Below are 24,895 nucleotides of genomic sequence, written 5' to 3' on the forward strand. Positions count from 1 at the left end.
TCTGCTTAAAACAAAAAAAGCTCCTACTAATAGGAGCAAATTCGTTTTGAAGGAGTTGCTGTGCTATTTCATTATACATGAGTAATCCACTAGTAAAATAGACCCAAATTAATTCCAATAAACTTATTTTTCTCAAAAATCTTCTTTATAATTAGGAAAAATGTGATAGTATATTTTATATATATAAACCAGGGGGTTCGGCAATGACGATAACAATTAGTAAAAATATAACAGACGTATTAAACGGTACGATTGAATCCATTAAAGCAGTCTTGCCAATCCGTGTGGATATACGCCAGCCACAGCTCTTTAACTCACCATTTAATCAGCATACAATTGGAGTCTTAATAGGAATAACTGGGGATATTAAAGGAAGAATTGTCATCGATGGGGAGGAAGAGGTTTTCTCCAAAATTGGTGAAGTAATGTTTGGAATGCCTTTAATAGGAGAAATGCTAGAGTCATTTGCCGGAGAACTAGGAAATATGATCGCTGGAAATATGTCGACACAAATAGCAAGTAACGGACTTTTAGTTGATATAACCCCTCCTACCGTAATTGTAGGACATTCAAAAATCTTCGGGTTTTCTAAAGCAATTAGGCTTCCCATTCAAATAGAGCAAGTAGGAGAATTAAATATTATTTTAATGATTGAAATATAAAATGGAGCGTCCCAATAGAATTTCGGGACGCTCTTATTGTTTAAAAACCTTGTATTGTCATGCCACCATCGACAAACATCGTTTGTCCCGAAATATAATTACTAGCATCAGATGCAAAAAATATTGCTGGTCCTACTAGTTCTTCCAACTCACCGATTCTTTTCATAGGAGTGACAGATAAAATATCTTGAACATATGCTTGATCCTGTAACAATTTTTCCGTTAATGGCGTTTTAAAATACCAAGGACCAATCGCATTTACATTTATATTATACTTACCCCATTCAAGTGCCAAAACCTTTGTCATTTGTATCAATGCAGCCTTTGTAGCTGCATATACAACACCCGTTCTTAAAGCAACATGTCCCCCAACAGAAGAAATAGTTATAATCTTCCCTGCTTCCTGTTCTTTCATATGTCTTCCCACCTCTTGTGAGAACATGAAGGCGGATTTCAAATTTGTATCCATAATTTGTTGCCACTCTTCATCTGTTACATCCAATGCTTTAGACCTAATATTCATTCCCGCATTGTTAACCAATATATCTATTTTACCTGCCTGATTGATGGTTTTCTCTACTGCAGATTGCACTTCTTCTCTTTTTGTCACATCTGTTTTTAAGATATATGCTTTTTTTCCGAGCTTCTTAATTTCCGAAGCAGTAAGTTCTAAATCAGATTCCGTACGCGAGATTAAGGATACATCAGCACCTGCTTCCGCCATACCAATGGCAATTGCACGACCGATGCCCCTCCCCGCTCCAGTTACAATGGCTGTCTTTCCATCTAAACGAAAGGATGGTAGATACATTCAAATACACTTCCTTATTTCTTTTTTCTCTTTGCATTGTTTATGTATTTGCTTTCAAGAGTAATTATAATTCTATCATAAAAATATCCCATTATTCTAAAAAAACGAAAAAAGGGGTTCATTCCCTTTCCTGAAATGAACCCGGATTTCCTTGGTATTGGACCTGAATTTCGATCTTATTCATAATATCTCTTCCGCAGTGCTCACATTTTCCTGATGTATCGGATATAGAACGGCAGTGATCACAATAATATTTTTCCATTTTGTTCGTCCTCACTTTTCATTTTATACTTTAATGTATTAAAAGGACTGTTCAATTGTTCCAATGCAGTAACAATTGGCGTTAATGGTAGATTAGAGTTGGTATTCTGTTAACAAATTATTCCCCATTTTTTCATTTACCTAAACAAATTCTCCATTCTTTTCGGTATTTTTCCATATACTTTTCACATTTAAAACGAAGAAGTGTGACAAATATCACAGTCAAACCATTACCTCACAATTATGATTAACTTATCAATGATTCAAAAATTGTTAGGGGTGAGGACATTGAAAAAATCCAAACAGAAACACCTAAGTGACTCATCATCATTAAAAGGCACATTAGCAGCTGTTTTTATTCTAGGTTTTTTCTTAGTGGCTACATGGGTTGGGGTATTTTGTTTGTATATTGTACGTTTATAAAATTAAGGAGATGATGAAGCAATGCATATACATCGTTATGAGAAATGGTGGCTTACATTTGGAATTTCTGCACTTATTATTTTCTTAGGAATTGTTGGTTTCCAGGCATTTTTCGCCGGTCATACGCCGCCGAGCGCAAAAGCATTTGTCGATCCCGAATTAGTTGATAAAACTACTCCTTTTAATAAACCTGGTTTAAGAAAAGTAGATGGAAAGGACTATGATTATGAACTTGTTGTGGTTGCATCTGCTTTTTTCTTCAATCCAGGTGAAGTAGAAATTCCAAAAGGAGCAAAAGTGAAAATTATCGCAACTACGAAGGATGTTGTTCACGGGTTTGAAATTGCAGGAACAAATATCAATATGATGTTAGAGCCTGGATATAGAAGTGAGTATGTGGCCACTTTTGATAAAACTGGTGAATACTTGCTTTTATGTAACGAGTACTGTGGCTCAGGACATCATATGATGAAATCAATAATTAAGGTGGTGGACAAATAATGAATGAAAATATAGTGAAGGTTGATCCAAGGGATTCAAAGCTTGCAATGGCTTATATTTATGTAGCCTTTGCCGCACTTGCTCTCGGTGGTTTTATGGGACTATTGCAAGTTCTTGTTCGTTCCGGCCGTTTTGAATTGCCAAATGGTGTTGGATATTATGAGGTATTAACTGCACATGGTGTATTATTAGGCTTAGTACTTACAACCTTTTTCATTATGGGTTTTCAATTTGCTGCAATTAGTCGAACTGCAGGAACATTATCCAATAAAGCAAGATTGACTGGATGGATTGGCTTTATCGTCATGACAATCGGAACAATTACAACTACATGCATGATTGTAACCAATAAAGCTTCTGTACTTTATACATTTTATGCACCTTTGCAAGCGCATTTCCTTTTCTATTTAGGATTGACATTAGTGATTGTTGGAAGCTGGGTTGCTGCAGCTGCTATGATCGCCACTTATATTAGATGGAGAAACCAAAATCCAGGTGTACCGAGTCCTTTGTTAAGTTTTATGGTTGTGGCCAATAATTTATTATGGATTGTAGCAACTCTTGGTGTTGCAGCTGAAGTATTATTCCAGCTTCTTCCTTGGTCATTAGGATTGGTTGACACCGTTAATGTATTAATTAGTAGAACCTTGTTCTGGTACTTTGGTCATCCTCTTGTATATTTCTGGTTATTGCCTGCTTATATGGGTTGGTATGTTATTATTCCAAAAATTATCGGGACGAAAATATTCTCTGATTCATTAGCTCGTTTAGTTTTTATTCTATTCCTGTTATTTTCCATACCAGTAGGATTCCACCATCAATTAACTGAACCTGGAATCGATTCCGGTTGGAAATTTGTTCAAGTTGTTCTTACATTTATGGTTATAATACCATCTTTAATGACTGCTTTCTCCATGTTTGCAACTTTCGAAATGTATGGAAGATCAAAAGGTGCAAGAGGTTTATTCGGATGGTTTAAAAAGTTACCGTGGCATGATGCAAGATTTGTCGTTCCATTCATTGGGATGGCTGCCTTTATCCCTGCAGGGGCAGGTGGTATTATTAATGCCTCTAACCAAATGGACCAAGTTGTTCATAATACGATCTGGGTGACCGGACACTTCCATTTAACCGTAGCAACCACAGTTGTCCTAACCTTTTTTGGAATGTGCTATTGGCTAATTCCACATTTAACAGGACGCGTATTAACAAAGGCAATGAATAAATTAGCGATTGTTCAAGCAGTGGTGTGGACAATTGGAATGACTTTAATGTCTGGCTCCATGCATTTAGAAGGTTTACTCGGAGCACCAAGAAGAACTTCTTTTACAACATATGGGGATACAGCGCAAGCTTTGAATTGGATACCATATCAAATTGCACAGGCTGTTGGAGGCTCGATTCTATTCCTGGGTATCATTCTAATTCTATTCATTTTTATCAATCTTGCTTTTTTTGCTCCTAAAGGAGTACAGGAATTTCCTGTTGCTGAAAGTGCGGAAGGTAAAGAAAAAACACCTTTGGTTTTGGAAAACTGGAAAATTTGGTTAACAATATTAGCTGCTTTAATCTTAATTGCCTATACTGTGCCATTTGCCGACATGATTCAGCATTCACCTCCAGGTTCAAAAGGATTTAAATTTTGGTAAAAAAAGAAAAAGAGGCCAATTGGTCTCTTTTTCTTTTTTTATCTATAGATTATATACCTTCGTATATTTATCTGTTAAAAATTCAATTAAATATTTGGCATTCAGCCCTTCACCTGTCACATCCTCCAAAATTTCAAGAGGTTTCTTTAATTTTCCGTACTGATGAATATTCTTTGTTAACCATTCTCGGATCGGTGCTAGATTTCCCTTTGCCAATAGTTCATCAAAATTCGGAATATCTTTCAGCATGCTATTTTTAAATTGGGCAGCATACATATATCCAAGGGCATAAGATGGAAAATAACCGAAATCACCACCTGACCAATGTACATCCTGTAATACCCCTTCTCTATCGTTTGTAGGTCGAATTCCTAAATATTCTTCATACTTATCGTTCCAAATTTTCGGCAAATCCTTCACTTTTATTTCTTCATTAAACAATCCTTTTTCAATTTCATAACGGATAATAACATGTAGTGGATAGGTTAACATATCAGCTTCAATTCGGATGAAGGAAGGCTTTGACTCATTGATAGCCTTATAAAAATCATCTAAAGATATTTGATCGTATTCTCCACTTGCATATTGCTTCAATAAATCATAGTTTTGCTGCCAATAGGAGTAATCACGGCCAACGAAGTTTTCATAGAATAGCGATTGAGATTCATGGATCCCCATGGATGTTCCACTGCATAAAGGAGTCCCGATTAAATCCCTTGATAAATTCTGCTCATATAGCGCATGCCCGCCCTCATGGATTGTGCCAAATACCGCTGTTCTCCAATCATTTTCATCGTATCTAGTTGTGACTCGAACATCCCCTGGATTTAATCCTGTTGCAAATGGATGCACTGTTTCATCCAATCGTCCTGAACGAAAATCATAACCCATTTGCTCTAATAGCTTTAAGCTAAATTCCTCTTGTTGTAGTTTAGGGAATCTTGTAAATAAAAATCCTGTTTCAGGTTTATTAGGGGAATCTGCAATCTTTTGAACAAGTGATACAATAGCTTCTCTTACTTCTCCAAATACTTTATCCAGTACATCCACTGTTAATCCTGGTTCATACATATCCAAAAGGGTATTATATTTATTCCCCTCATATCCCCAGTACTCAACAAATTTCTTTTTGTATTCTACAATTTTTTCTAAATATGGTTGGAACATCGAGAAATCAGCATTTGCTCTCGCTTCCTCCCAAACACTTTCCGCTTTTGATTGCAATATAACATATTCTTGGTATTCATTAGCCGGGATTTTTTTATTACGATCATAATCTTTCTTACATTCTTCTAAAGATTTCTTCGTTATTTCCGAAAGATCCTCAGTTACTCCGGAAAGGCTGGCTATGTAGGCAGCCATTTCTTCTGAAGTGGACATTTGGAACAATTCGGATGAGAGAACTCCGATTACCTCTGACCGTTGCTCCACTCCATTCTTCGGTGCACCTGTACGTAAGTCCCAATAGATTAATCCAAGGGCTTCTTTGTAAGCCTGCATTTTCTTCACATAATCCATAAATTCCTTTTCAATTACGTTTATTTGCTCAGACATTTTATGTACCTCCATTCTTACTCTGACTTCTTTATCTTATCACATTGTTCAGAAAAGGGAGAACAGTAAGTCAAGAAAACGTTGGTATAAAAAACAACCCCCTCTATATACTAGAGAGAGTTGCTTCAACAGGTAATATTTTTCTAATAAATTCGTACACGTGGTCTTTCTCTTGTTTTGATAGCCACAATTGTACTGTTCCAGTGTCTTGAGAAGTGCGGATTAGCCGTCCAATTCCTTGTCTTAAACGCAATAGCATATAAGGAAGATCCACTTCCATATAAGGATTATCACTATTTTTTCGTTTTGCCTCAAATACAGGATCATGAGGGGGGAATGGTAATTCATTTATAATAACATTGGATAGTGATTGCCCTGGGATATCAAGACCTTCCCATAAATGGTACGAACACAGCACCGTTTCATCGCTAGTTTGAAATTGCTCTACTAGCTGACTAATTTCTGCCTCTCCTTCAAATAATATAGGAACACTAATATTATTCTTTGTTTGAATATAATTTCTAAATGCTGTCATGGATTCTTTTGAGTTAAAAAGAATTAATGTTTTCCCATTATTGTAATCAATGGAATGTAGTATTTCATCCCATTTGGATGTTGCAGGAAAATCATCCTCTAATTGAACGGTTATTTTCATTTGCTCGTCATAATTAAAAGGTGAATCCACATTAAAGGATAAATATTGATTAATGCCTAGGCTATTACTAAGATAGGTAAAGTCACCACCATCATTAGATAAAGTTGCAGATGTAAATATAAATGGAATTTTATTGGAGAAGACCTGCTCCTCCATAATTTCTTCCACCAGTCTTGGCATAATGACTAAAGTACGATTACTGCTGTTTTTTTCAAACCATGTAATCCCTTTTTGATCCTCCATTAATAATTTCAATGAAAATAATATTTGTTCTAAATATTCCTCTACAATCCTTAAATCATATTCGTTTATTACATATAATTCACTTTCAAAGACTAACTGTTCGGTTAATTGATTAATTAAATGATATAGCTCTTTAGCTGAATTTAAGAACTCGGCCGTTTTATTTATGTCATATCTATCTGATCCTACTACTTCGGATGCAGACTCGTTTATTATGTCAAACATTCTTTCACTCTCAAATAACACTTGTTCCATCATATACAAGGTTTCTTCACGAATATCATTGCTCATAAGACGAGTTAATAAAGTTTCCAGCGTTTCCGATGTAATTTTATAAGTTAATGCTTTTTGACACGCATATTCCAATAAATGGCCCTCATCAAAAATCACACAACTAACCTCAGGGAGAAGCGGGATCTGACCCTCTCGTTTCCTCGAATCCTTAGTCCAAATATGCTCCATATAAAAATCATGTGAACAAACTATGATATCTGCTGCATTACGATAATATTCTCTATGAAGCGTCTGACCACAACGATGTCTTTTCTCACAAGCAAGACAATCCTGTAAAGAATCCCACCCAACATTGTTCCACTCATCCTCCGTTAAGGAAGGATAATCCTTACGATCTCCATACTTTTCAAATTTTTGCATAGAGCCTAAGTTTTGAACAAAACGAGGCAGCGTTTTCTTAATTGCTGATATTCCCTCGGATACTCCATTGGCGACCGCTTTATCTAATTTTTGCAAACATAAATATTGATCTCTTGATTTTGCCAACCGTACATCAAAATTTAAATCTAGTGCTTTTTCTATTTTACGAATGTCGCCTTCTTTTTTCACAAGCTGTTCAATTAAAGACTCATCGGCACATGCTATCAATGCAGGTTTTCCTGTATACCGTGCATACGCAAGAGCATACAAAAGGTAGACAATGGTTTTTCCTGTCCCAACACCCGCTTCTGCAAACATTACCTTTTTTTCTTTAAAGGCTTTTTCTAGTTGAAACGCCATATATATTTGCTCATCCCGTAATTCGAATCCTTTTTCAGGAAGCAATTCATAAAATACATCGCCAATCCAATCTCCTAAACGATCATAGAATGATTCCGTTTTGGTAAGCACAAATGGTAATTGCTGTTTCATCATGTCCTCCAACATTTAATATGCATTATTCTCTATTTTTACTAGATTTATATAGTGCTTATTTATCAAGTCTGCATGTACAATAAGCTCAAAGAAAAACGCAAGTGCAAATCCTACACTTGCGTTAAATAGCCGGTCTGTCTTTCTCTAATGCATACAGGATAGCATCGTTAAGGGACTCCTTTGCTTCCAGCAGCATTTGCATTGCTGTTTCCGATGGCTTCTCGTCTGATGTTAGTACATCGTATGATTGCTTCAAAGCCTTTGAAATCGTTTCGAAGTCAATTGCCTGATTGGCCAATATCCTCACCCCAATTTGAAATATACGTACAGTATACTCAGGAAAAGGAAATTTCATACCAATTAATACTTTTTCGGAGGTTTTGGTCCCCAAAATTGGTAGAGGTCAGTACGAATAAAGCCATTAAATAGCTTCCTCTTTTTTGTCGCCTTTTTGCCATAGACTTCCTCAAATTTTTCATACGACGTCAAAATATAGATAGACCAGGTATCTAGTTTTGCAAATGTTTTTCCCATTGCTTCATACATTCTCTCGACTTCCTGGCGTTCACCTAGTCTTTCCCCGTACGGAGGGTTCCCCACAAGGACACCAAATTCTTCTTTTGAAGTAAAATCTGTTACCTGCATTTGTTTGAAATTTATAAGATCAGAAAATCCAGCTTCCATAGCGTTGCCTTTTGCAATATCAATCATTCGATGATCGATATCAGAACCAATAATTTGTAATGGCTGGTCGTAGTTAGCCAAGTCCTCTGCTTCCATTCTTGCCTGATCCCAAACAGCTTGTCCCATCCATGACCATGTTTCCGAAATAAATTCCCGATTGAAGCCTGGTGCAATATTTTGGCCAATTAATGCCGCTTCAATTGGGATAGTACCTGAACCACAAAATGGATCACAAAATGGTTTTTCCGGATTCCAATTCGTTAATTGGATTAAGGCAGCGGCCAATGTTTCTTTTATTGGTGCCTCTCCTTGGTCCACACGATACCCTCGTTTATGCAAACCTATCCCGCTAGTATCAATAGTAATTGTTGCAATGTCTTTTAGGATAGAAACTTCAATTTTGAATAATGGACCTGACTCTGACAGCCATGATGTAACTTTATAATGTGATTTTAATTTCTCCACAATTGCCTTTTTTACTATTGCTTGACAATCCGGAACACTAAATAATTTTGATTTCACTGATTTACCTTGTACTGGAAGTTCTGCATCAACAGGTAAATATTCACCCCAGTTTAATGCCTTTGTTTTTTCAAACAGTTCGTCAAATGTAAAAACCTTAAATTCTCCCACCACAATTTTCACTCGATCGGCTGAACGGAGCCAAAGATTGCAACGGGCTATAGCTAATTCGTCACCCTTAAATATTACTTTTCCATTTTCTACTGTTGCGTCATAACCTAAAGTCTTAACTTCCTTAGCTACAATTGCCTCTAATCCCATAGCAGCTGTTGCAATAATGGTATATTTTTTCGACATATTTTCACCCTTATTAGTTTCGTCTCATATCTATGTATATTTAAACATAATAAATGCTCTCCTAACAATGCGGAGAGCATATAATATACTTATTTATACCATAAATAACGTTCTATAAGCCATGTTTTGTACCTTTGTACTGCAAACGATTGGTATAATCTTGTACTCCGGTGGTAATCATCTATCTCCAAGCAAGCATTGCTTGTCTCCTTCCTCGTTCATTTCCAAGAAAAGGAGTGCCTCTACCATAATTTGAGTTGCTCGCTCGCGGGGTTTACCTCGTTCCACCCTTCAGATTTCTCTCAAGGCTACGTCACTGTGGCACTTTATAGGTATTCACACCATATCCAAACGGACTTAGGTGTTTTCCCTGCCGTCAGACTACTATTATTCGTCTGCCCTAGCTTATGACTTCGCTAGGCACGAACACTACGGGCATCTCAGCACCGTGCGAGCATGGACTTTCCTCTACAGCTTATAGCTGCAGCGATTACCCGAACGTTATTCAACCGGCTTAACGCCGCTTTATTATTATAGATAATTTTCACTTACATTTCAACTTGAAAAATAATCCATTATTTTAGTCATTCAACTTACTGCCAAAAACATGTTTCTCCAGATTTGATAATCTTTTTAATATATCAAAATTGGTTGTCCCTGTTGTTGGTTGGGTAGGTTGGCGTCTATACGGCTCATCCGCCTGTTTTTTTAAGCGCATATTTTCATGTTGAAGATCTTCAATGACTTGATGAAATGTTTCATAATCCTTAATTATTAAATCTAAAAATTTATCTACATCCTCCGGTTTATAACCGCGAACAGCAGTTTTAAAATCCTTTTCCAATATATCTTTTGCTGTTAGTTTTATTTTATCCGATAACATATAAAAATCACCTCGTATATCACGCAAACATTTATTTTATTCTTTCAAATATCTATTTGTTTGTCAATTTATTATGTATTATAGACTTGCTGCTTTTGCTTTGTTAACTATGGAATTTGATTATCATATGAAAAACTTTCATTTATTATTACAAATTCCATTGTTCATCTTCCATTATAGTTTGCAAATCATTAAAATCAATGGTTCGAATTTCATAAGAATTACTTTCCTTATAACTTCTAGCCTCTTCCAGCATATATTTCGGAGATCCAATATTTAGCTCATCATAAATTATGAGTAGACCATCACTTTTATGAAGAAAAATTTTATTTTTATTCCTGAATGCTTGAGGATTTTGATAAGACTGCTTCGAAATAGAATCAACAAAATCTGCTCGAGCCAAAACCATTTCATATATTTCTTTATTATTGTCATTCCATTTCTCTTCTTGGTTAATAAAGGGCGTTAAAATTGCTAGTTTTAAATTTGGATAATCATTTTGAAGTTCAAAAACTACTTCTGCTGCCCAGAGTTCAACACCTAGTTGGCCCGAAATGAGAATCCATTCTAAACCATCCTCTACAAAATATAGTATCTCTTTTTTTAACGCCATTTTAATATATTGTATTGCTGGATGATTAGCAGAGAAAATACCTAACTCAAACGGTTTATAACCTGTGATACTTAAAACCTGAACCATATTTCTCTCCTTTCATCAAAAAACTTTATTTCAAAAATAAGTGAAAACAAGGATGAATGCTATTCATCCTTGTTACATACATTATCTCGGTATTCCAAACGGTCCAGGCATAAATCCTGGTGCAGGTACATTTTCTACCTCATTAACAAAGGAATCAGTATGAGGATAGAAGTTTTGATGCTGAATAATTTGATGATTCACATGTGTTGTATGTGACGGAAAAATATGTGGTTGAATAAAGGTTTCACATGAATGAGTCACACAGCATTTAGTAGGGGCAACACATGGTGGTAATACTTTTGGTCCGCAAAAGTGCATGGTCATAGCTCCTTTCATCATTAATAGTCTTAATACATTAACAAAATATGATAAAAGGGAGGTACATGTACTAGTACAAACACCTATTTATTTCAGGATTTGTTCATCTTTTTTTACAAAAATGAATAGAAGCTCCCTTTTAGATTAGAAAAGAGAACAGCGGTTAAACAAACAATAACAAAGAAAATAACCAGCAAAGCCCGGTACATAAGCAAATCCCAACCTTCAAATTCATTAATTCTAATCAACGAAAGTTCCGAACAATCCTTTTGCTGATTAAAGTACCACTTTATTTTACAATGATTTATTTTTCGACACAATCTATTAATAGAGATAAAATAATAATTTTTTAATGACAAAACTGTAGAATAATGTCACTTTTTAAATCATAAAATGAAACAACCGTCGAAATATGCGCTTCCCCAGGAAATAGAATATTAGAAATAGTCCCACTACTTTTTATTCAATCTGAATAATCTTTTGTTAGCTTCCATAAGGAATTTATCTGAACTTGATGAATCAGACAATTCGTGCAAGGATATGGCTCTTAACACATATTCTTGCGCTTGCCGATAATTTCTATATTGGTGTTCCATTAATTTTGCCAATTCAATATAAGATTGCTTTTGAATGCTCCGCTCCCCTGAAAGCGCTGCTTCTTCCCACAGCAATTTTGCTTTTTCATATTCCTTCCGTCTTTTTAATTTATATGCAAGCTCATATTTTGCCTCCATATTATTTCCTTCGGCAATATGAGAATAAGTATCAAAAGCTATTTTTTCTTCCCCTATATAATCAAACCATTTTCCAATCAGCAACTTTTCTTCATTTGTTTGCATTGGATCTACTTGAAGTATTTGCATTGTTAAGTGTGTATACAAGGTAATTAAGGACAGTATATCATTCTCATTATGTTTTAATATTTCAATAACACCTTCAGGATTTTTTCGCTCTACGTAATCAAAATAAATCATCGGTGCTAAATATCCAGGTATATCATCTTTTCGTTCAAATTGAAGAATGTCTTTTTCTACATTTACTAATTTTACACTCTCCATTTTGGATTTCCACATTCTTCTGGAAGCATGGTATAAATCAAAATGACCAAAGGCAGGAAGTTTAGGCAAGTGATCACGGATTAATGTATGCCGAGTTTTAACCTGCGGCCAATCGAAAGCCTTACCGTTATATGTAACTAATGTTTTATAGTTAATATTCTCTAAAAAACTATAATATAATGGAACTTCCATTCCCGGCTCCGTCAGAAAGTGTTGCTTTAAAATAACCTCATTGTCTGTAAAACTTGCATACCCTAAGATGAAAATAGTATTTCCGGTCCCTCCCCCTAAACCAGTTGTCTCTGTATCAAAGAAAAATAATTCAGAAGGCTGAAATCCTTTTGCAGACAGTGGATGTTTCCCATCATATCGATTCCATAAATCAACTGCCTTCAAAAAGTCCCGAAATGGATATTTTCCATGATAATGATCAAGGGGAAAACGGATTTCTCGAATGAGACAATATTCCTTGTCTTTATAATATGGAAACGTATCGGCGGACTCCCATACAGGTAGGTAAGGAATAGTGGAATCCACAATTTTTTCCTGGTTCATTTGTATTGGAATAATGGAGCTATTGTCTTTTTCTTCTCGTACAATATGCTGTTTCATTCGATTTAACTTTTTCATTAATGACATGTTTGTATTCCCCGTTTACAGTCCTTGTTTTTCCAAATTTTTCAGCAAAGCGGTTACTTGCTTTTTCGCATTTGTAGATGAAGAATATGATGTTGTTCCGATACATGATGGACATCCATTTTCACACGGACAATTATTTATCACTTCATTTGCTTTACGAACAATTTCTTGTATATTTTCATATACTTTTTCACTAAGACCGATTCCTCCAGGATAGCGATCATATAAAAATATAGTTGGCTTTTCATTATGAACTGCTTTTATTTGTGGAACAACATGGATATCATGAGGATCACACATAACGAATAGCGGAACAATCGACTTCAACACATTCGCTATTCCAATCAGACTGGCTTCTAGATCCTCTTGTGGATATTCCAATTGCAAAGATAACCATGTGGCATTTGTATGCAGCTCCATTTCAGGTAAATGAATTGGTCCGGAACCTATATTTTCATGAGTATTAAATTTAATTTTTTTAAAAATGGTTGCCATTGCTTGTACTGTTACATCACCGTAGCCTATTTCAAGTTGTCCATTTTGTTTAGTTTTATCTACTTCCAATACACTAAGTTTTACTGCTAAGTTTGCATCTGTATAGTAGTCTGCTTCCACTTCCCTTACAAACGCCTTTTTCTCTTCCCAATCGAGCATTTCGACTTGGAATTGAATGCCTTGATGGAGGTAAATTGCTTCATCATGCAGTAATGTTAAGGCACTAAATTGATCCATTTCTCCAATTACATGAACATTTGCCTTCTCCGTGATGTCAATTATCACTACATTTTCCTGAGAAGCGGATCTTAGGCTAATATTGTGTGCTGGAAAGGAATCACTCATCCAATGCCATTGATTTCGATTAAAATGTAAAACACGCTCTTCTGTAAGGAACTCTAGGATATCCTCTATCTCTAATTCCCCAAACTTCTCTCCTGGATGAAATGGAAGTTCATATGCAGCACATTTGATATGATCAACCAAAATGACTAAATTGTCTGGATTGATTCTTGCTGTCTCTGGAGATTGTTCAAAGAAATACTCTGGATGCTCGACAATGAACTGATCGAGCGGAGATGAGCTTGCTACCATAATAATAAGTGCTTCGCCATGTCTCCTGCCTGCCCTTCCCGCTTGCTGCCAGGCACTAGCAATGGTTCCTGGGTAACCTGTCATAATACAAACCTGCAATTGACCGATATCAACACCAAGCTCCAGTGCATTCGTGCTTACGACACCATAAATATCACCATTTCTTAATCCCTTTTCAATTTCTCGCCTTTGTGTAGGTAAATAGCCACCACGATACCCACGAATAGACTTCGGTCCTAATTGATATTTAACTGCCTCCTGTAAGTATGTCAGAATTACTTCCACACGAACACGGCTTCTTGCAAAAACAATCGTTTGAATTTTATTCTTTAATAACTCTCTGGCAATGTTTCTAACCTCTAATGTTGCGCTCCTTCTAATATTTAGAGGCTTATTAACAATAGGAGGATTATAAAAGACAAAATGTTTTCTTCCGCTAGGTGCACCATTGTTATCGATTAGCTTCATATTAACACCTGTTAATGCTTCACCCAATTCACGTGGATTCGCAATCGTTGCTGATGTACATATAAAAATAGGATTACTACCGTAGAATCGACAAATTCGCTTTAATCTTCTAATGACATTTGCAACATGACTTCCGAACACTCCTCGATAAATATGAAGTTCATCAATAATAACAAATTTGAGATTTTCAAAGAAAGATACCCACTTTGTATGATGAGGTAATATGGCGGAATGAAGCATATCCGGATTTGTTATTACGACATGGCCTGAATTTCGGACCTTCATACGAATATTGGAGGATGTATCGCCGTCGTATGTATAACTATTAATATTTATTCCAGCTTCTTGAATTATTTCATTTATTTCGCTTTTTTGGTCTTGAGCAAGTGCCTTTGTTGGGAACATATATAACGCACGTGAATTTTCATTCTCTAGGATAGTTTGCAAAACTGGAAGATTATAGCATAATGTTTTGCCCGATGCAGTAGGTGTTACTGCTACAAAGCTTTTCCTTTGAACTGCCAAATTGTAAGCAGTTGCTTGATGAGTATATAATTCGCCTATCCCTCTCTGCTGAAGTGCATTTCGTAATTTAGGATGCACAGAGTCTGGGAAAGGTACACTGTTAGCTTCTTTTTCCTCTATTGTATGCCAATGTACAATTTGATCTTTAAATTGTTTGTCTTCATGCAATAGATCAATGATATCGTTAAGCGACTTTTTCATAAACACAACGTTCACCTCATTATTTTCATTTTAGCGAATGAACGTTCGTTTAGGAAGTACTTTTTGAAGATTTACAAATACTACTAGTATTTAAGATTTTTAATTATCTTTCCAATATATATAGGGCCCATAGTATACAGTTGCTTAGCACCATTTTCCAAAGCTTTCATACACTGATTTTGAAAATCTCTGTTTGAAAGGAGCGTTTATAATGTCAGAAAAGCTGCCAGGTAAATCGGACAATAACCCTTTACATGATCCTTTTCAAGGATTAATGAGGTCTATGAACAACTTTTTTCATGAACCACCAGTAAAAGGATTTTTAGAAAGCATTGATGAATTTTTTTCCAGCCCATTCCCTTTTTCTTCTTTTCCCGTTGATTTAAATGAAACGGATAAGGAATATATTATTACTGCAAAGCTTTCTGGTGTTAAAAAGGATCAAATCAATATAGATATTTTTCAGCAATATATTACGATTACAGTAGAAAATACAGAATCTGCAACACAGGAAAATCAAACTCAAAAAACGATTTTCAAAAAGAATTCTATACAGCGTACCTCAAGAACGATTCCTTTACAAAAGCCTATTAGCGAAGCTAAGGTGAAAGCAAATTATGAAGATGGATTATTAACTATTTCTGTGCCAAAGGAAGGCGGCAAACGTTTAAAAATAGAATAAAAAGGAATCAGCATATTTCGCTGATCCTTAAACAAATTCATCAAGACTCGCCAAACGGTGAGTATTTTTTTTGAATTAATAAATACAAAATAATAAGGCTTTATCAGCCCTAAGTTTTAAAAATACCTCCGATTCCTTTTATCATCGTTGAAACTTGATTTACGGCACTCATCATTTGACCAGCAGTATTCACCATCTTGTTAAAATCAATGGAACCGTCCTGCGATTTAAAAGAATTCATAATGGAGTTCATACCTGTGCCCGGAGGTTTTGTATTAAAATGTGATTTCGGATATGGATTTGTATAAGGTTTATAACCATTCATTGATTCTTTTTGCTTTGCAGGCTGGAGTGGATTTTGAAATAATTGTTGCTGCATAGGGTGATCATTTCCTAAAGGGTTATATAACTGATTTCCCCCATTAAATGCCTGATAACCATTCAAATATGGTTGCCCAGTATAAGGAAACGAGTGATGATAATTAGGGTGCAAAAATGGAGACGGAGCAAAACCGGATTGATGAAACATCGTTTGTGAAGGAATATTATTTCCATAAATTCCATTAGGAACGGATGTATTTCTAAAGTTGTTGTATCCATTCATATGCATATCCTCCTACCTAGATATCAGGTCATACTAATACACTTTATGAATATGAAAAAAAATGGTGATTTGTCTATAAAAAACTAAAGCTCCTCCGCCTGATCCAATACTTCCAGCAGTCTATTTAAGACAAAATCTACAGATTGAATGTGGCTATTAAATTTTTTAAGGCTAGTTTCTGGATAATATGCTCTTACAGACACCATCTGTATATTTTCTGATGCATTTTTTAATTGAATAGAATGCAAATGCTTCGGATGCGTCTCTTCTACCCACTGAACAGCTAAGGGGAGCCATTCATCACACAGAGCTTTTACTCGATCAGCAAAAGGCTTCACATCCTGGAAAAAATCCCCGGCTACATTAGTTTCTCTCACTTTTTGATATGTTTTTAATGCTAATTGATTTAACTCCGCTAAAGTTCTTGTTTTATGTTTCAATAAATCTATGTTCATGATGATCCCCCGGATATTTCTTAGATTTACAAGAAAAGTAGCTAAAAGCTACTAAATGCACATTTATTATATTTTTTTGCATCTAGTATGTCAAAGAACTAAGACTAATCATATATAAATTATCGAAATTTTATGCATACGATTGGACCAAATCAAATGAGATATTATTTTTCGTTTTATTTTCTAATGTAGATATCTTCCTCCGTAATCGTTGAAAATCCAGTTCCGCTTCTTTGGCCAGCTTATCTCTTTCCATCTCTAATCGTTTATTCATTTCCTTTTCCAGCTCCATTAATTGCTGTTCAATTGTATCCAGCATTTGTAAAACATCTTTTTTTTTAATCATTAGTACGACCTCCATATGGAACAAGTTTGTTAACTATATATTCTGCTTCCTATTTAAACTCCCTTCCTATGTGACAAAACTAGAAGTAATTCGGCAAAGAAAGTGTTGGAAGATAAAAAAATCCACTGTTTCGACATTTCGCTGAATGACACTAAAAATTGTTGCAAACAATAGCTATGGAGGTGTTATCATGGATAGTAAAGAACAAAAGCAACAAGAGAAACAAGATAAAAGGCAAGATAAAAAAGCAGGATATGGAAATCCAAAGCTATCCGGACCAAATCGACCATCTATATAATTCCAAACAGCTATACAGAACATATCCTTTAGTCGTGGGTGCTGAAGCTAGAAAAATTATCAACAACGTTAGAATTAATAATTTCCTAAAGAATAAAAGAGAAAGTGGAAAATTACCTTTTCCACTTTCTCTTTTTTCATTAGATCCCTTGTTTTGGGATCATTAACTAATTTGACACAATAAATTCATATATTCTGAAACAAACAGAGTTTTTTATTCGTCGAATAAAGGTAAAGCAGTTCCAAAAGAAATTAATTCACCATTAGCCAGTATTTTTTCTATGATATAATTTAGCTTGAGAGGTGATAAGCTGATGGAATTCCACTATCCAAATGGGAAGAAATATATAAAGATGGAAACGGCCAAAAAAAAGGCTTCATTACCGAAAAATATTTCGTATAGTAATAGGGGAATGACCCTGGAAGCAGACTTAAATGAAACCAACTTATATTATTTAGAACAAGGAATAGCTGTTATTCATAAGAAGCCCACCCCTGTTCAAATTGTTCAGGTCGACTACAAATCAAGAAGTACTGCTGTTATTAGAGAAGCATATTTCAAACAGCCATCGACAACAGATTATAACGGGGTATACCAGGGAAGATATATTGATTTCGAGGCGAAAGAAACGCAAAACACAACATCTTTCCCTTTACAAAATTTTCATGCTCATCAAATTAACCATATGAAGAAAATTGTAGATCAAAATGGAATTAGCTTTGTCATCCTACGTTTTGCTAAATCAGAAGATATCTTTCTATTAGAAAGTAAGTATCTGTTTAAATTTTGGGACAGGATGATTTCTGGTGGCAGGAAATCCATCAAAAAAGAGGAAATTGAGGTTTCAGGTCATAAAATTTCACTTGGAATACAACCTCGTATCGATTATATTAATATAATTAACCAGTTATATCGTATTGGGGAAAGTAATTAATACGATTTTGAACAACAACTTTAAATAAATTTTTTAGAGTTGGGAAGAGAGGAAAACTTTTTATGGCAGATAAATATCAAACAAGAGAGCAACGCCGTAAGCAACAACAAACAAAGGCGTCTCCAAATAAAAAAGGAAAACGAAAAAAACGATCTTTATTTAAGCGTTTAGTGTTAACTTTATTGCTTCTTTGTATAGTTGGCTTCTTATCTGGAGTCGCTGTATTTGCTTATTATGCCAGCAGTGCCCCAAAATTAAATAAAAAAATGCTGACAGATCCAGTGGCATCGGTAATATATGACAAAAATAATAAGCCAATCGAGACAATCGGTTCCGTCAATCGTACCTATGTTAGATATGATGAATTACCAAAACTTGTAGAGGATGCTGTTTTGGCAACAGAGGATGCCAGATTTTACAAGCATCATGGAATTGACCCTATTCGTTTAGGCGGCGCGGTCTTGGCTAATATAACTAGAGGATTTGGAGCAGAAGGTGGAAGTACAATCACCCAGCAAGTAGTTAAAATGTCTTATCTATCGGAACAGAAAACATTAAAGAGGAAAGCTCAAGAAGCTTGGCTATCCCTACAATTAGAAAGACAATATACAAAGCATGAAATATTAGAAATGTATTTAAATAAGATTTATATGGGAAATGGTGTCCATGGAATCGCAACAGCTGCAAAATATTATTACAATAAGCCTTTGGATCAATTAAACCTTCCACAGGTTGCTGAACTTGCAGGTATTCAGCAAAGTCCAAATAACTACAATCCATTTGATAATCCGGAACTTGCTGAAAAAAGAAGAAATATAGTTCTTTCCTTAATGTATCAGCATGATAAAATTAGCAAACAGGAAATGGATGACGCTCAAAAGGTTCCTATTACTTATGGTCTTGTGAAACAAAAAAATCGGACAAAAGCAAAGCAAAAATATGATGCCTTTGTTGATGCAGTAATTGATGAAGTTAATTCTATGGGCGACTACAATGTCTTCACGGATGGATTGAAAATTTATACAACATTAGATCCAAAAGCCCAAGAATATACGGAAAATATGTTAAATACAAATGAAATTGTTAACTATCCTGATAACAAATTCCAAGCTGGGGTTACCTTATTAGATACAAAAACTGGTGAAATTCGTGCAATTGGAGGTTCTCGTAATCCAAAAGTTTTACGCGGAATTAACTATGCTATTGATACTAAACGATCTACGGGTTCTACTATTAAACCGATTCTAGACTACGGTCCTGCTATTGAATATAATAAGTGGTCCACCTATCACCAATTAATGGATACACCAACCAATTATCAGCATGGTAATGTTCCATTACATGACTGGGATCGACAATATAAAGGACAAATGTCCATGAGAAAAGCTTTATATGAATCAAGAAATATTCCTGCATACAAAGCTTTAATGGAGGTTGGTTTTGATAATGCGAAGAAATTTTCATCTAATTTAGGGTTTAATTTTAATAACCTTGTTGAATCCTCTTCCATTGGTGGTGGTATTGAAGTATCTTCCATGCAACTGGCCGGAGCGTATGCTGCCTTTGGAAATAACGGGATATACAATAAGCCACATACGGTAAGAAAAATCGTCTTACGCGACGGTGATACAGTTGTGAAAAATACACCAAAACCTAAAATTGCGATGAGCGATTACACTGCTTATATGATTACAGATATGCTAAAAGATGTTCTTACAGCACCTACAGGTACAGGTAGAGATGCAAATGTTCCAGGATTAAACCTTGCAGGTAAGACAGGTACAACCAATTATTCTGATGAGGAAATGAGAAAATGGAATATAACTGATTCGAGAGCTGTTCCGGATGCTTGGTTTGCAGGATACAATACAGATTATACATGTGCGATATGGACTGGATACCCAGAAAGGAAGAATTATATTGCTCCAGGACCAAATCAGCATATTGCTCAATTAATGTTTAAAAATTTAATAAGCTATGTAGAGCAAGGTAAACAACCGGAAGATTTCAAAATGCCTGCAAGTGTGGTTAAGCTCCCGGTTGAAATGGGTACGAATCCAGCCCAAAAGCCAAGTGCATTAACACCTAATGATAAAATTACTTATGAGCTATTTGTAAGAGGACATGAAGAGCCTTCACAAGTTTCGCAAAAATACGATAAGCTTGAGTCTCCAACAAATGTAAAGGGTACTTATAATAAGGATACAAATGAAATTACCTTATCTTGGGATCATCCAAAAGCAAAAGATGGTGTTACATTTGAGATTTCAAGTTCCGTTAATGGAACAAAAGAATCATTAGGTGCAACAAGCGATAAAACATTGACCATTTCTAATGCAAAGCCTGGACTAACCTATACCTTTGAAATTACTGCTGTCCTTGATGGTGAACGGAGCAAGCCTGCTACTGTCACAGTAATAATTCCAAATCCAAATCAAAAAGGTAATGGTAACGGGAATAATAATGGCAATGGCAATGGTAATGGTAATAATAATGACAATGGCAATGGTAATGGTAATAACAACGGCAATGATAACGGTAACGGTAACGGGAATGGCAGTAGTAAAGGCAACGGCAACGGGAATGATAATGGCAGTGATAATGGAGATAATCAAACCGAGCCTCCCAAGCCGCCTGAAGATAATGGATAATAAAACATACAAATAAAATAAGGCTTCTACTTTGAAGACAAGGTAGAAGCCTTATTTTTGTTTGTATTTTTCCATTACTATTTTTTTAGCAAAATGTTTTTGTTGTTCCAAAAAAAGCTCAGAAAGCTGGATAAAGGCAGAATAATTGCGATAATTTGCTAATATAAAATGAAGCCGTTCTTTACAATTATAAGGCTTAATTGCAAATAATTTCACCTGTTTTTCCCAGTCATACAGATGAACAGGATTATTATTGCTCCAAAATAATAGACTTAAAAACAATGAAATACCTTCAAGCATTTTAGATCCTGTATCTTTATTTCGGCCTTTTACAATAGAACTCAATTCTTCTCTTAGTGTATTCCATTTATCCGATAAAACGGGGACACTAATTTCGGGTTTGAGCCATGGAGATTCGTTACTAATTTGATTATAAAATAATAATTCAGGTAAAAATAATTGGTGAGTGTAGTCATGTTTATTTTCTGATATCAAAATATTTTCTTGAGGGAAAAATAAAGGATGCCTTAGTTCTTTTGGTACTGCAATATTCATGGTTAAACCACTTTCTTTTTCATGCGCTTTTTCCCTTCTCTGCACAAATCTAAAAGCGGGCAAATATCGCACTGTGGATTTTGTGATTTACAATGATAACGACCAAAGAAAATCATGCGATGATGTGTAACAGACCATTCTTCCTTAGGAACTTTTTTCATTAGTGTTTTTTCCACCTCAAGAACACTATCCTTATATCTACAGAATCCTAGCCGTTTACTTACCCTTTCCACATGGGTGTCCACTGCAATAGCAGGTTCCCCAAAAGCAACAGATACAACGACATTAGCAGTTTTTCTGCCTACTCCTGGCAGTTTAGTCAGTTCATCCCGATCGTCAGGAACCTTTCCACCATACTCAGCATTTAGCATTTGGCAAAGCTTTTGTATATTTTTTGCCTTATTTCTAAATAATCCAATTGATCTTATATCATTCTGTAATTCTTCTAAAGGAACGGATAAATAATCTTCCGGTGTTTTATATTTTTGAAATAATTGCTTTGTTACCTTATTTACTAGTGCATCCGTACATTGTGCTGATAAAGACACGGCAATAACTAATTCAAAGGGATTTGAATGAATTAGTTCACAATGTGCCTCAGGAAACATTTTTCCCATTTCATCGAGACAAAATCGAATTTGAGATTGATTTAACATCGAACTATACCACCTTAATTCATTGAACATTACACTTATTGCTTTATTGTTCCAGCCAATTATAAAATGGGACTGTATTTGTACTTTTGGAGGTAGCTTGCGTTGATTTCCGCTGCTGTCGAAACTTTTGACCGTGTTTATTTGCTTGTTCAATTGTATTGATTCCGTTCTTCTTCCATTCAAATAAAATTCGGTCAATATACCTAAAATTCAATTTCCCGGATAGGACTGCTTCTTTCAGTGCAGCTTTAATAATAGCAGGGTTTTGCTTATCCTGATCAAGCCACATAGCAAGTGTTTCACATTCTAAAGGTGATAATGGTCTGCCAAATTCCTGTTCAAATGTAGTATACAAATTTGTTTCTTGCAGCAAATTCTTTTCTAGCTCGTCCTGCTTTTTATCATAAAGCATTTCCTCTATTAATTTTTCCCATAGTGGTTTGAGAGAGTATTTTTCGCAACGAATATTATTTTCTAAATAACTTTCTTCAATACCAATAAATCTATTTTGCAGCAATCTTCCAAGGATGGAAGTGCATATGCTGTCGGGTATGGTCATCCTCGTTGCAAGCTCCTCTGGAGTGGGAAAATCCTTCCCCTTTTCTAAAAAAGATTGAACTTGCAAAAGTAAAACTAATTCTGTTTCATTCAATCCTATCTGTTTATACTTTGCTAATAAAAGCTGTGGAATTGGAAGAATACCCTCTTCTATCCACGTCATCATTATATCTTTATCCATGTTGGACACCTCATGTATAAGTATATCATGGTACATGTATAATGAGAATCGAAATCAATTTCCATCCTTATATATAACAAGTTACTTATCGATTGAACCATTCATATCAAAAAATGCCTTGTAAAATATAAAGACAGCAACAGCCGCCGATTATTTATATAAAATAATTTTGGATATATACGATTTTATAAAGTCATGGGAATGGAAAGATTTCACGAACATGTTCCTTGAATAAAATTTATGAATTCGTTCGTTGTAGAGTACCGCCATTCAGAATCGGCGGATCTACTTTAAAGAAAAGGAAAATGGCTGAATTTACTCAGCCATTTTTCTATGAATAAACTGCGATATTCTTGTTAGCGCATTTTCAAAATTTTCTAAAGAAGTGGCATAGGAAAGGCGAATATAATTCGGAGCACCAAATCCGGAACCAGGAATTACCGCAACATTCCCCTCTTCTAACAAGCTCTGTGCAAATTCATCTACAGAATTGTATCCAGTAAGCTTCGCGGCTTCAGCTGCATTGACAAAAAAGTAAAACGCACCTTGAGGTTTTAAGCAGCTTAGTCCGGGGATGCTGATAAGTTTCGGATAAATAATATTTAGCCTTTCTTCAAAAGCACTTCTCATTTCTTCCACTGGAGCTTGCGTGCCATCATATGCAGCAATTGCTCCATATTGAGATGGAGTCGTTGGATTAGAGGTTGAATGACTTGCTAGATCTGTCATCGCTTTAATAATTTTCTCGTTTCCAGCTGCATATCCAATTCGCCATCCTGTCATGGAATGAGATTTTGATACACCATTTATAATAATGGTTTGTGCTTTGAATGCAGGTGAAATTTGAGCAATCGATACGTGACGATATGCATCATATACAAGCTTCTCATAAATTTCATCCGACACAATTAAAATTCCATGCTCTACACAAATCTCACCTAATGCACGCAATTCTTCCTCAGAATAAAGCATTCCGGTCGGATTGCTTGGAGAATTAATGATAAAAGCTTTTGTTTTAGGAGAAATCGCCTCTTTTAACTGCTCAGGCGTAACTTTAAATTGATTTTCTTCCGTACCATTAATATACACACATTTTCCACCAGCAAGCTTAACTTGTTCAGGGTAGCTCACCCAAAATGGTATAGGAATGATTACCTCATCCCCTTCATTTAAAAGCACTTGGAAAAGAGTATATAATGCATGCTTTGCACCATTTGTGACGATTATTTCAGAAGGTTTGTATTTAATACCTTGATCACGTACAAATTTATCCATTATTGCTTTTTTTAATCCTGGTAATCCGCCTGTTGCAGTATATTTGGTTTTTCCTTCCTTCATAGATTTAAAAGCAGCATCAATAATATGAACAGGAGTATTGAAATCAGGTTCTCCAGCTCCAAGACCGATTACATCTAATCCCTCCGCCTTCATCTCATTCGCTTTTGCTGTAATGGCTAATGTAGATGATGGAGTTAATGCACTAACACGATTTGCTAAAGTTATTTCCATAATTCTCTCCGCCTTTTCATTCGACTATTATATTAGGCACTTTTCTTAAACCTTGCTGCTTTGTAGACAAATATCCTCGTAATGACCTTCGCTTTTCTAATAAAACACCTTATCTCCGAACTATGTCTATAAAGGATTAATAACAATATACAAAAAAACAACAATTCATACGAA

At 35.3% G+C, this 24,895-nt stretch carries 23 protein-coding genes and 1 other RNA gene; 6 read left to right on the forward strand and 18 right to left on the reverse strand.

What is annotated here, in order from left to right; translation table 11 throughout:
• Positions 1 to 209: 209 nt before the first annotated feature.
• On the forward strand, positions 210 to 662 hold the full coding sequence (locus KHA87_RS08005; RefSeq protein ID WP_481748354.1) for a chemotaxis protein CheX: 453 nt from the start codon (positions 210 to 212) through the stop codon (positions 660 to 662).
• A 40-nt stretch (positions 663 to 702) separates the two neighbouring features.
• On the opposite strand, the gene KHA87_RS08010 is transcribed toward KHA87_RS08005, so the two are convergent.
• Positions 703 to 1,473: an SDR family NAD(P)-dependent oxidoreductase gene (locus KHA87_RS08010; protein WP_213093553.1), complete on the reverse strand. Its 771-nt coding sequence runs from the start codon at positions 1,471 to 1,473 to the stop codon at positions 703 to 705.
• A 705-nt stretch (positions 1,474 to 2,178) separates the two neighbouring features.
• Here KHA87_RS08010 and KHA87_RS08015 point away from each other — a divergent pair.
• Positions 2,179 to 2,658 carry a cytochrome c oxidase subunit II gene (locus tag KHA87_RS08015; protein WP_213093554.1) on the forward strand — a complete coding sequence of 160 codons (480 nt, stop codon included), beginning with the start codon at positions 2,179 to 2,181 and terminating at the stop codon, positions 2,656 to 2,658.
• The gene (locus KHA87_RS08020; protein WP_213093555.1) at positions 2,658 to 4,307 is read left to right on the forward strand and encodes a b(o/a)3-type cytochrome-c oxidase subunit 1; all 1,650 of its coding nucleotides are present in this window, start codon (positions 2,658 to 2,660) and stop codon (positions 4,305 to 4,307) included. The genes KHA87_RS08015 and KHA87_RS08020 overlap by 1 nt, the downstream gene beginning before the upstream one ends.
• Before the next feature lie 42 nt (positions 4,308 to 4,349).
• Here the strand turns inward: KHA87_RS08020 and KHA87_RS08025 are convergent, their stop codons facing one another.
• The 10 genes from KHA87_RS08025 to KHA87_RS08070 all read right to left on the reverse strand — a co-directional run bounded on the left by KHA87_RS08025 (position 4,350) and on the right by KHA87_RS08070 (position 15,292).
• The gene (locus KHA87_RS08025) at positions 4,350 to 5,861 is read right to left on the reverse strand and encodes a carboxypeptidase M32 (protein ID WP_213093556.1); all 1,512 of its coding nucleotides are present in this window, start codon (positions 5,859 to 5,861) and stop codon (positions 4,350 to 4,352) included.
• A 103-nt stretch (positions 5,862 to 5,964) separates the two neighbouring features.
• A complete protein-coding gene (locus KHA87_RS08030; RefSeq protein WP_213093557.1) occupies positions 5,965 to 7,905 on the reverse strand; it encodes an ATP-dependent DNA helicase in 1,941 nt (646 codons plus the stop codon).
• A 124-nt stretch (positions 7,906 to 8,029) separates the two neighbouring features.
• Positions 8,030 to 8,206, reverse strand: a complete 177-nt coding sequence (locus KHA87_RS08035) for a hypothetical protein (RefSeq protein WP_213093558.1) — start codon at positions 8,204 to 8,206, stop codon at positions 8,030 to 8,032.
• Between the two features lie 62 nt (positions 8,207 to 8,268).
• A complete protein-coding gene (locus tag KHA87_RS08040) occupies positions 8,269 to 9,411 on the reverse strand; it encodes a THUMP domain-containing class I SAM-dependent RNA methyltransferase (RefSeq protein ID WP_213093559.1) in 1,143 nt (380 codons plus the stop codon).
• Positions 9,412 to 9,521: 110 nt separating this feature from the next.
• Positions 9,522 to 9,913: RNase P RNA component class B (gene rnpB, locus KHA87_RS08045), an RNA gene on the reverse strand.
• Between the two features lie 78 nt (positions 9,914 to 9,991).
• Complete coding sequence (gene gpsB, locus KHA87_RS08050; RefSeq protein ID WP_213093560.1) at positions 9,992 to 10,294, reverse strand: cell division regulator GpsB; 303 nt, start codon at positions 10,292 to 10,294, stop codon at positions 9,992 to 9,994.
• Between the two features lie 148 nt (positions 10,295 to 10,442).
• On the reverse strand, positions 10,443 to 10,994 hold the full coding sequence (locus tag KHA87_RS08055) for an SLOG family protein (RefSeq protein WP_213093561.1): 552 nt from the start codon (positions 10,992 to 10,994) through the stop codon (positions 10,443 to 10,445).
• A gap of 81 nt (positions 10,995 to 11,075) precedes the next feature.
• Positions 11,076 to 11,312 carry a CotD family spore coat protein gene (locus KHA87_RS08060; RefSeq protein ID WP_213093562.1) on the reverse strand — a complete coding sequence of 79 codons (237 nt, stop codon included), beginning with the start codon at positions 11,310 to 11,312 and terminating at the stop codon, positions 11,076 to 11,078.
• 452 nt (positions 11,313 to 11,764) lie between these two features.
• Positions 11,765 to 13,009 (reverse strand): ribonuclease H-like domain-containing protein, encoded by a 1,245-nt coding sequence (locus tag KHA87_RS08065; protein WP_213093563.1) that lies wholly within the window; start codon positions 13,007 to 13,009, stop codon positions 11,765 to 11,767.
• Between the two features lie 15 nt (positions 13,010 to 13,024).
• Positions 13,025 to 15,292, reverse strand: a complete 2,268-nt coding sequence (locus KHA87_RS08070; protein ID WP_213093564.1) for a DEAD/DEAH box helicase — start codon at positions 15,290 to 15,292, stop codon at positions 13,025 to 13,027.
• Positions 15,293 to 15,503: 211 nt separating this feature from the next.
• Between KHA87_RS08070 and KHA87_RS08075 the strand changes: the two genes are divergently transcribed.
• The gene (locus KHA87_RS08075; protein ID WP_213093565.1) at positions 15,504 to 15,974 is read left to right on the forward strand and encodes an Hsp20/alpha crystallin family protein; all 471 of its coding nucleotides are present in this window, start codon (positions 15,504 to 15,506) and stop codon (positions 15,972 to 15,974) included.
• A 109-nt stretch (positions 15,975 to 16,083) separates the two neighbouring features.
• On the opposite strand, the gene KHA87_RS08080 is transcribed toward KHA87_RS08075, so the two are convergent.
• The 3 genes from KHA87_RS08080 to KHA87_RS08090 all read right to left on the reverse strand — a co-directional run bounded on the left by KHA87_RS08080 (position 16,084) and on the right by KHA87_RS08090 (position 17,379).
• Positions 16,084 to 16,578, reverse strand: a complete 495-nt coding sequence (locus tag KHA87_RS08080) for a YppG family protein (RefSeq protein ID WP_249310208.1) — start codon at positions 16,576 to 16,578, stop codon at positions 16,084 to 16,086.
• 83 nt (positions 16,579 to 16,661) lie between these two features.
• Positions 16,662 to 17,033: a YppE family protein gene (locus tag KHA87_RS08085; protein ID WP_213093567.1), complete on the reverse strand. Its 372-nt coding sequence runs from the start codon at positions 17,031 to 17,033 to the stop codon at positions 16,662 to 16,664.
• A 130-nt stretch (positions 17,034 to 17,163) separates the two neighbouring features.
• Positions 17,164 to 17,379 carry a hypothetical protein gene (locus KHA87_RS08090; protein ID WP_213093568.1) on the reverse strand — a complete coding sequence of 72 codons (216 nt, stop codon included), beginning with the start codon at positions 17,377 to 17,379 and terminating at the stop codon, positions 17,164 to 17,166.
• Positions 17,380 to 17,990: 611 nt separating this feature from the next.
• Here KHA87_RS08090 and recU point away from each other — a divergent pair.
• Positions 17,991 to 18,611: a Holliday junction resolvase RecU gene (recU, locus tag KHA87_RS08095; protein ID WP_213093569.1), complete on the forward strand. Its 621-nt coding sequence runs from the start codon at positions 17,991 to 17,993 to the stop codon at positions 18,609 to 18,611.
• Positions 18,612 to 18,673: 62 nt separating this feature from the next.
• Positions 18,674 to 21,262, forward strand: coding sequence for a penicillin-binding protein 1A (locus KHA87_RS08100; protein WP_213093570.1), 2,589 nt, complete (start codon positions 18,674 to 18,676; stop codon positions 21,260 to 21,262).
• A gap of 51 nt (positions 21,263 to 21,313) precedes the next feature.
• Here the strand turns inward: KHA87_RS08100 and KHA87_RS08105 are convergent, their stop codons facing one another.
• From KHA87_RS08105 to KHA87_RS08120, 4 genes are all read right to left on the reverse strand, one after another.
• The gene (locus tag KHA87_RS08105) at positions 21,314 to 21,817 is read right to left on the reverse strand and encodes a YpoC family protein (protein WP_213093571.1); all 504 of its coding nucleotides are present in this window, start codon (positions 21,815 to 21,817) and stop codon (positions 21,314 to 21,316) included.
• Positions 21,818 to 21,819: 2 nt separating this feature from the next.
• Positions 21,820 to 22,473 carry an endonuclease III gene (nth, locus tag KHA87_RS08110; protein WP_213093572.1) on the reverse strand — a complete coding sequence of 218 codons (654 nt, stop codon included), beginning with the start codon at positions 22,471 to 22,473 and terminating at the stop codon, positions 21,820 to 21,822.
• A gap of 43 nt (positions 22,474 to 22,516) precedes the next feature.
• Positions 22,517 to 23,212, reverse strand: a complete 696-nt coding sequence (locus KHA87_RS08115) for a DnaD domain-containing protein (protein ID WP_213093573.1) — start codon at positions 23,210 to 23,212, stop codon at positions 22,517 to 22,519.
• 315 nt (positions 23,213 to 23,527) lie between these two features.
• Entirely contained in the window at positions 23,528 to 24,715 is a 1,188-nt protein-coding gene (locus KHA87_RS08120) for a pyridoxal phosphate-dependent aminotransferase (RefSeq protein WP_213094278.1), read from the reverse strand.
• Positions 24,716 to 24,895: the final 180 nt, after the last annotated feature.

The sequence above is a fragment of the Bacillus sp. FJAT-49736 genome (genome assembly GCF_018343615.1).
In the GTDB taxonomy this organism is placed as follows: domain Bacteria; phylum Bacillota; class Bacilli; order Bacillales; family Bacillaceae_C; genus Margalitia.